The 7,651-nt window shown below is 70.0% G+C and carries 7 protein-coding genes; 4 read left to right on the top strand and 3 right to left on the bottom strand.

Annotated features, from left to right (window positions below; translation table 11 throughout):
• From VF665_RS20160 to VF665_RS20150, 3 genes are all read left to right on the top strand, one after another.
• Nucleotides 1-626, top strand: a 626-nt coding sequence (locus VF665_RS20160) for an amidase family protein (RefSeq protein ID WP_331055261.1), incomplete at its 5' end; no start/stop codon positions are given.
• Between the two features lie 483 nt (nucleotides 627-1,109).
• Nucleotides 1,110-1,736, top strand: a complete 627-nt coding sequence (locus tag VF665_RS20155) for a nucleotidyltransferase domain-containing protein (RefSeq protein WP_331055260.1) — start codon at nucleotides 1,110-1,112, stop codon at nucleotides 1,734-1,736.
• On the top strand, nucleotides 1,730-2,152 hold the full coding sequence (locus VF665_RS20150) for a hypothetical protein (protein WP_331055259.1): 423 nt from the start codon (nucleotides 1,730-1,732) through the stop codon (nucleotides 2,150-2,152). The genes VF665_RS20155 and VF665_RS20150 overlap by 7 nt, the downstream gene beginning before the upstream one ends.
• 134 nt (nucleotides 2,153-2,286) lie before the next feature.
• Here VF665_RS20150 and VF665_RS20145 read toward each other — a convergent pair whose 3' ends face one another.
• The 3 genes from VF665_RS20145 to VF665_RS20135 all read right to left on the bottom strand — a co-directional run bounded on the left by VF665_RS20145 (nucleotide 2,287) and on the right by VF665_RS20135 (nucleotide 5,797).
• Nucleotides 2,287-4,017, bottom strand: a complete 1,731-nt coding sequence (locus tag VF665_RS20145; protein WP_331055258.1) for an amidase family protein — start codon at nucleotides 4,015-4,017, stop codon at nucleotides 2,287-2,289.
• A 128-nt stretch (nucleotides 4,018-4,145) separates the two neighbouring features.
• Nucleotides 4,146-4,985, bottom strand: coding sequence for an SDR family oxidoreductase (locus tag VF665_RS20140; protein ID WP_331055257.1), 840 nt, complete (start codon nucleotides 4,983-4,985; stop codon nucleotides 4,146-4,148).
• Complete coding sequence (locus tag VF665_RS20135; protein ID WP_331055256.1) at nucleotides 4,982-5,797, bottom strand: inositol monophosphatase family protein; 816 nt, start codon at nucleotides 5,795-5,797, stop codon at nucleotides 4,982-4,984. Before VF665_RS20135 ends, VF665_RS20140 begins: the two co-directional genes overlap by 4 nt.
• A 200-nt stretch (nucleotides 5,798-5,997) precedes the next feature.
• Between VF665_RS20135 and VF665_RS20130 the strand changes: the two genes are divergently transcribed.
• Nucleotides 5,998-7,605: a peptide MFS transporter gene (locus tag VF665_RS20130; protein WP_331055255.1), complete on the top strand. Its 1,608-nt coding sequence runs from the start codon at nucleotides 5,998-6,000 to the stop codon at nucleotides 7,603-7,605.
• Nucleotides 7,606-7,651: the final 46 nt, after the last annotated feature.

Here is a 7,651-nt window from a genome sequence, read left to right as displayed (position 1 = left end):
GCATCGGCGTGCTGAAGGGGAACGCGGAGGGCTCGCAGGCCGAGGTGCGGCAGAACTTTGAGGCGTCGCTGGGCGTGCTTTCGCAGTTCGCCGACCTTGTGCGCGACGTGGAACTGCCGGAGTACCCGTACAACGCGGCGGCCTCCATCATCATCGATGCGGAGGCGGCGAGCATCTTTGAGGAACTGGTGAGCAGCGGCCGCGTGCGCGAACTCACGGCGCCGGAGGACCAGATCGGCGGGTACGCGGGGCAGGTAGTGCTGGCCAAGGACTACCTGCGCGCCATGCGGGTGCGGCGCCCCGCGGGCGAGGCCGTGGACCGCTTCTTTGTCGAGGGCCGCTTTGACGCGCTGGTGCATCCCACCTGGGACACCGTCTCGTACCCCGCCACGGGCCCGTTCGACGAGGCGTACAGCGACCTCACCTACGGCGGCGAGCCCATCAGCGGCGCATCCAACCTGCTGGGGCTACCGGGGATCGCGATGCCCAACGGTTTCGGGCGGCAGAACCTGCCCACGTCGGTGGCGCTTACGGGCCGCGCGTGGAGCGAGCCCATGCTGGTTGCGCTGGGCCGCGAACTGCAGCGCCGCACCGACTGGCACCGCCGCATTCCGCCGGGCTACTGACGCCCGATTTGCACACCTGTGGCGTAGAAGGAGAGCCGTCCCATCCGGGGCGGATTTTCTTGTTCTGCGAACGGGTTTCGGCACGGCACTGGACACGCTTGACAGCATCTCCAAAGCCGATTATCCTCGCCCGGGATTGAACAAGGTGAACAGCCGCTTCCACAGATCCGCAGGCGAAGAGACGAATCGGGTACGTGTTATTGTCGGACCCCTTAATGGGGGGCTGATATGAGGTCCATATGATCCGACGACGATTGAACCGGCAACTGGAGCCGGGCAGCAATTTTCTAGGGCAGGCGCGGGTAGCGACAGGGGGAGTCGCTACCCGCATTCTTTTCCCTTCACGCCACGCACGGCACAGGAGACCCGATGATCACGGTCGCGTACAACAGGGAACGCAGGCGCTTGCGCATTCAGTCGCCCGCACCAATTCTGGTACGATCGCACCAAAAATGGTGCGGTCGTACCAGAATTGGAGCACGCGTGGCTACGCTCGAGTGGGTTCTTGGCACCACCACCAAGGTGCAGCTTCTGCGCGCACTGCTGCCACTGTGCGCGCCCGTCACCGGGCGCGAGGTGCAGCGGCTGGCCGGCGTTCGCTCCACGGCCGGCGTCCGGCGGGCTCTGGAGGAGCTGACGTCCGCGGGCATTCTGGTACGCAGCGGCAGTTCCACCACGCACCAGTATCAAATCAACCGCGACCACTACCTGATCGCTCAACTGGAGGCCCTCTTTGAGGTGGAGCGCGGGCAAATGGGCCGGCTGGCGGATGCCGTCGAGGCGGCCCTGGCTGCCGCCGGGGTGCGCGGCGCGGTACGGTCCGTGGTGGTCTTTGGCAGTCAGGCGCGCGGCGATGCGCGCCCGGACAGCGACCTGGACCTGCTGCTGATTACTTCGGACGCCGAGCGGGTGGACGAGGTGGAGGCGGCCGTGCTGGGCGCGGCGGGTTCCATGGCGGCGCACCTGGGACTGCGCGTTTCGCCCATCGTGCTCGCGGCGGAGCGGGCGGCCGGGCGCACGCGCGACGGCGATCTGCTGATGCAGAACATTCTGGCCGAGGGCCGCACCCTGCTGGGCGAATCGCTCGCCGAGGTGACGGGCGCATGGTGAGCGTGGGCCGGACCAAGGCAGAAGATCCCTCGCGGGCCGTGCGGTACGAGGCCATCGGGCGCGCACTGCTCAAAACCGCGCAGGACCTGTCCGAGCTGCAGGACGCGCGGTACGGGAACGGAATCGCCATCGTATCCATCCACGCCGCCATCGCGCTCACCGACTCGCTCACGGTGGCGTACAGGCAGGTGAAATCCACCGATGGCGATCACTCCCGCGCCGCCGACCTGCTGGTGCACGCCCTGGGGCACCGCGCGGAGGATGCCCAGGTGCGGCGCCTGCGCGGCATTCTGAACGCCAAGAGCACCGCGTCGTACAGTGGCACGTTCTACACGGTGGATGACGGGATCCGTGTACTGAACGAGACGCGAGTGTACGCCGACTGGGCGCAGGGACTGATTCGGTCGCGGCCGTGACGTGGGCGTCTGCGCAAGGCAGGCCAACGGATGTGGAAGGGAACGACGCGTCCTGATCAGCCGCGCAGAAGGGGGCGCCCTTCAGTGTGGGCGCCCCCTTCTTTTCGTCCGGCCGACAGGGAATGGGACCGGGATCAGGGAAACAGCGGCGGGGGGACGCGCTTCCGCGTGGCCTGTTCAAAGGCGTACGCGATCCCGATCAGCCTGGGCTCGCTGCACGCGCGTCCCGTGAACATCACCCCGAACGGAGTGGGCAGGGCGCCGAACCCTTCGGGAAAGCCGGACGCGGGCCCGTTGGGAGCGAACCCGAACGGGACGCCGATGCTGGGATACCCTGCCCGCGCCGCGATTCCGGCCCCGCTGGACGCGGGAAAGAGGATCGCGTCCAGCCGGTACCGCTCCATGACGGCGTCGATGCCCTCGGTGGCGCTCAGCCGCACGTCCTTGGCCCGGTCCGCCTCGTACCGCGCCCGCTCCACGGCCACGTCCACCGTGTCGGACGCGTCCAGCAGCCCCTGCCCGTAGCGAAGGGCGCCGCCGTTGCGGTGCGCGAGGTTCCACTCCCGCAGCTGCTTCAGGCTCGCGACGGGCGCGGCCTGTCCCAGCGTGCGGAGCCAGGCGTTGAAGTCGCGCTTCATCCCGTATTGGAACGCGATGGAGCAGTCGCGGTCGCCCACCCCCGCGCACACCGGCCACCGCAGAAAGCTGTTCTGCGCATCCGGCGCCACGACGCTGGGAATGTCCGCCGGATCCACGATGACCGCTCCCCGGGCACGCAGGATGGAGATCGCCTCCTGCATCAGCGTGGCGCGCTCCCCCGTAAGCCCGCCCCGCGGCACGCTGTCGCCGGGTATGGTGAAACGGTCAAAGAAGAAGGCGCGCGGCACTCCGATGCGCGCCCCGCGGAGCGAGGCAGAATCCAGAAACGCCGTGTAGTCGCCGCGCGGCGGGCGCGCGCACGTCCGCGTCGCGGCGTCCGCCGTGTCCGGCCGCGCTCCCTCCAGCGCGCCGAGCATGATGGCCGCGTCCGCAACCGTCCTGGCCATGGGCCCCGGCGTGTCCTGGTCGCCGGTGATGGGAATCACGCCGCGGCGGCTTACGCGACCCACGGTGGGCTTGATGCCCACCAGCATGTTCTGGTTGGCGGGAGACAGAATGGAGCCGCTGGTTTCCGTCCCCACGTTGGCCGCCCAGAAGCTGACGGCGGTGCCCACGCCGGAGCTGGACCCGCCGGTGGAAAGCACGGGGCGGCCGTCGTCCAGCTGCGTGCGCGGGTCGCGCCGCGGGTCGTACGGGTTGTACGAGTAGCCGAACAGGGCGCTGTAGTTGGCCGGCATTCCGGGCGCCACCCAGTTGGCCAGTTCGGTCAGCGTGGTCTTGGCCAGGATGATGGCGCCCGCGTCGCGGAGATTCTGGACGAGCGTGGCATCGTACGGCGGAACGAACCCCGCAAACGCCAGCGCCCCGCCCGTCGTGGGCATGTCGCGCGTCTGGATGTTGTCCTTTACGGCGACGGGAATTCCGTGCAGCGGGCCGCGAATCCGGCCCGCTGCACGCTCACGGTCGCGTTCGTCCGCTTCCTGGAGCGCGCGGGCGTTGATCCACGCAACCCCGTTCAGCCGGTCTTCGTAGGTGGCGATCCGCACCAGGTAGCGGGTGACCAGTTCCCGGGACGTGGTGCGCCCCTCCCGCAGCGCCGCCTGCATCTGGGGGATGGTGGCCTCCGCCACCGCGAACTCCGGCGCGGGCCGGCGGCTCTGCGCGCCCAGCGGGGCCGCGCCGAGAGCAAACGCCAGCGCGGCCCCGATCAGGCCACGAGTGCGGGAGGTGACGGACGTGACGTGCGGAAATCGCCGTGGATGCATGATCGTCATCTGTGAAGCGGAGGGGGGGATGGGGCGCGGATACCACCCCGCGCGGGCCGGTTTTCCTTACGCGAAGCTCGGACCGCGGCTGAGGAACGCGCCTCCCCGGACGGGGCAGGCGGCATCCATCAGCCGCGCTTTTCGTTGATGACGCGGGCGATGCGCGTAGCGACGCCCAGCGGCAGCAGGCGGCCCAGGACGGCGGCGGCGCGGTTCACGGCGCCGGGAACCACGCGGACCTCGCCCGCGTCCAGTGCGCGGAGCGCGGCATCCACCACCTGCCCGGGGAGCAGGTAGCCGGGCTGGCCCTGCTGCACGTTCGTCCCCGCGACAGCCTGAAAGCCGCTCGGCGTGGGGCCGGGGCACAGCGCCAGCACGCGCACGCCGGAGCCGCGGTTTTCTTCCGCCAGCGATTCCGTCAGGGAGAGCACGAACGCCTTGGTAGCCGCGTAGGTCGCCATCAGCGGCACGGGCTGGAACGCGACGATGGAGGCCACGTTGATCACCCCGCCCGTCGCCCGCGGCCGCATCTCCCCCAGCGCGAGGTGCGCCAGTTCCAGCACGGCCGTGCAGTTGAGCGCCACCATCTCCGCCTGGCGGTCCGCGGCGAGCCCCTCAAAGCGGCCGCGCAACCCGAATCCCGCGTTGTTCACCAGCAGGTGGATGGGGCCGAGCGCCGCCGCCTCCCGCCACGCGCGCGCCGCCTCGCCCGGGCGCGCCAGGTCCGCGGCCACGGCGTGCGCCTGCACTCCGTGCGCGTCCGCGATCTCCCGCGCGAGGGACTGCAGACGGCCGGCGGAGCGCGCGCAGAGGATGACGTTCATTCCGCGCGCGGCCAGCGCCCGCGCGAACGCCTCGCCGATCCCCATGCTGGCCCCGGTGATGAGCGCCCATCGGCCGCGGTACACAAAGCCGGGCTCCGGGCCCGCCGGCGCGGGACAGGGCCAGGCGGCGGACGGCGCGCTCACAGCCCCGCCGCGTGCGCGCCGGTGAGCCCGGCGAGCCAGTCGTGAATGCGGCCGTTGGTGGCCAGCACGCGGCCGGTGTGCAGCGGCGGCGCGGTGTCCCCCGCCCATCCGGACACGCGCCCGCCGGCCTCCGTCACCAGCAGCATCCCTGCGGCGCTGTCCCACGGCGACAGGCCGATCTCGAAATAGCCCTCCACCCGCCCCGACGCCACCATCGCCAGGTCCAGCGCCGCGCTGCCGTCGCGCCGGACGTCGTGCGTGGCGCGGATGGCCTCGGCCACCAGGCGCATGTACGCGTCCAGGTCGCCCTTGCCACTCTTGAAGGGAAAGCCGGTCGCCAGCAGCGCGCCGGAGGGCTCGGCCACGGTCGATACGCGGATTGCATTGCCGTTGCGAAAGGCGCCGCCGCCGCGCACGGCGTGGTACACCTCGCCCAGCACCGGGGCGTGCACCACCGCCGCGGCGGGCCCGTAATCATCGCAGAACGCGATGCTGACGCACACGAACGGGTGGCCGTGCACGAAGTTGGTGGTTCCGTCCACCGGGTCCACGTACCAGCGGCGGCCGGCGTGCACCTGCGCGGACGAGAACTCCTCGCCCACCACGCGGTCGTGCGGAAACGCGGCCCGGATGCGCTCCGTAATCAGGCGCTCGGCGGCCTCGTCCACCTCCGTCACCAGGTCGGCGCGCCCCTTCTGGCGGACGTTCGCCGCGCCGCCGCGGTCCAGGATCAGTTCCGCCGCGCCCGCGGCCGCCCGCAGGGCGACGGCGAGTTCGGCGGCAAAGGGAATGGACGGGTCGGGTGCGGTCACGGCGTGCGGCTCCGGAACATGCGGCTGGCTTAACCGGTATGCACCGGCAGGAAAACGGCGGCTCCCCGTGGCGGGGCCGTGGATGATTCTTTACATTGCCACGTTTCCACGCAACAGACCTGTGCAACTCCCGTGCGGCCCCTCGCGCGGCGCACCGTCCTGACCGCTCCGGTCCGGCCTTCCCCATCACCAGAATCGGCATGAGCAAGCATCCCTCGGCGCAGTACGGCGGAGGAGGAACCCTCGCCGGCGATCCGCTGCGCGCCCACGCGTCACAGGACACCCGCTTCTTCGGGCACCCCGTCGGCCTCTCGACGCTGTTCTTTACGGAACTGTGGGAGCGCTTCTCGTACTACGGCATCCGGCCGCTGCTGGTGCTGTTCATGACGGCCGCGGTGACCACGGGCGGATTTGCGCTGCCGCGCGAGCAGGCGTCGGCCATCGTGGGCATCTACGCCGCGAGCGTGTACCTGGCCTCGCTTCCCGGCGGATGGGTGGCGGACCGGCTGCTGGGGCTGCGGCGCGCCATCTTCTGGGGCGGCGTGCTGATCGCCATGGGCCACCTGGCGATCGGGTTCTCGGCGTTTCTGGGACGCGGCGCGTTCTTCATGGGGCTCATTCTGATCGTGCTGGGAACGGGGCTGCTCAAGCCGAACATCTCCGCCATCGTGGGCGACCTGTACCCCGAGGGCGGCGCCCGCCGTGACGCGGGCTTCTCCATCTTCTACATGGGCATCAACATCGGCGCGCTGGTGGCGCCGCTGATCACCGGCTTTCTGGGCGAAGACCAGGAGCGGTTCGGCTGGCACTACGGGTTCGGCGCCGCGGGCGTGGGCATGGTCATCGGCCTGATCTGGTATTCGCTCACCGCGCAAAAGACGCTGGGCAACATCGGCAACGAGCCCACGCGCCACCCGGACCCCGCCGTGGACGCGCGCCAGCGCCGCACCATGACCATCGGGCTGGGGATCTTTCTGGGCATCCTGGCGCTGGTGGTGGCGATGGGGATGGCGGGGATGCTGAACTTCAACCCGGTGACCGTGGCTGAGAACATGAGCTACGTGATGCTCACCATGGCGCTGGTGTACTTCGCGTATCTGTTCCTGGCGGGCGGGCTCACCAGCGACGAGATGAAGCGGGTTGCGGTCATCATCGTCCTCTTCATCTTCGCGGTGATCTTCTGGTCCGCGTTCGAGCAGGCGCCTACGTCGCTCACGCTGTTCGCGGCGGATTACACCGACCGCAACATCGCCGGATGGGAGATGCCGGTGACGTGGCTTCAGGCCGCCAACTCGTTCTTCGTCATCACCCTGGCGCCGCTGTTCGCCGCGCTGTGGGTGGGGCTGGCGCGGCGCCGCGGCGACCTGAGCAGCCCCGCCAAATTTACGCTGGGCCTGGTGTTCGCCGCGCTGGGCTTCGCGCTCATGATCGTGGCCGCCAACACGGTGCTGGCGGGCGGGCCGGGCGCCAAGGTGTCGGCCTGGTGGCTGATCGGCAGCTACTTTCTGCAGACGGTGGGCGAGCTGTGCCTGAGCCCGGTGGGCCTTTCGTCCATGACCAAGCTGGCCCCGCGCAAGTTCTCGGGGCAGATGATGGGCGTGTGGTTCATGGCGGCGGCGCTGGGCAACCTGATCGCGGGGATCGTGGGCGGACACGTGAACCCCGAGAACCCGCAGGACATGCCCGCGCTGTTCACGCGGACGACGATTTCGCTGCTGATCGCGGCCGCGGTGCTCGCCGCGCTGATCATCCCCATCCGGCGGATGATGCGCGAGGTCCCGGCGGCCGAACCGGCGCGCTCGCACTGACCGGCAGGCGGGGATGACGGAAAAGAGGCGGCGCGTGCAGCTTGCA

The sequence above is a fragment of the Longimicrobium sp. genome (assembly GCF_036387355.1).
Classification (GTDB): Bacteria; Gemmatimonadota; Gemmatimonadetes; order Longimicrobiales; family Longimicrobiaceae; genus Longimicrobium.
This window is presented reverse-complemented; position numbering and strand designations above follow the sequence as displayed.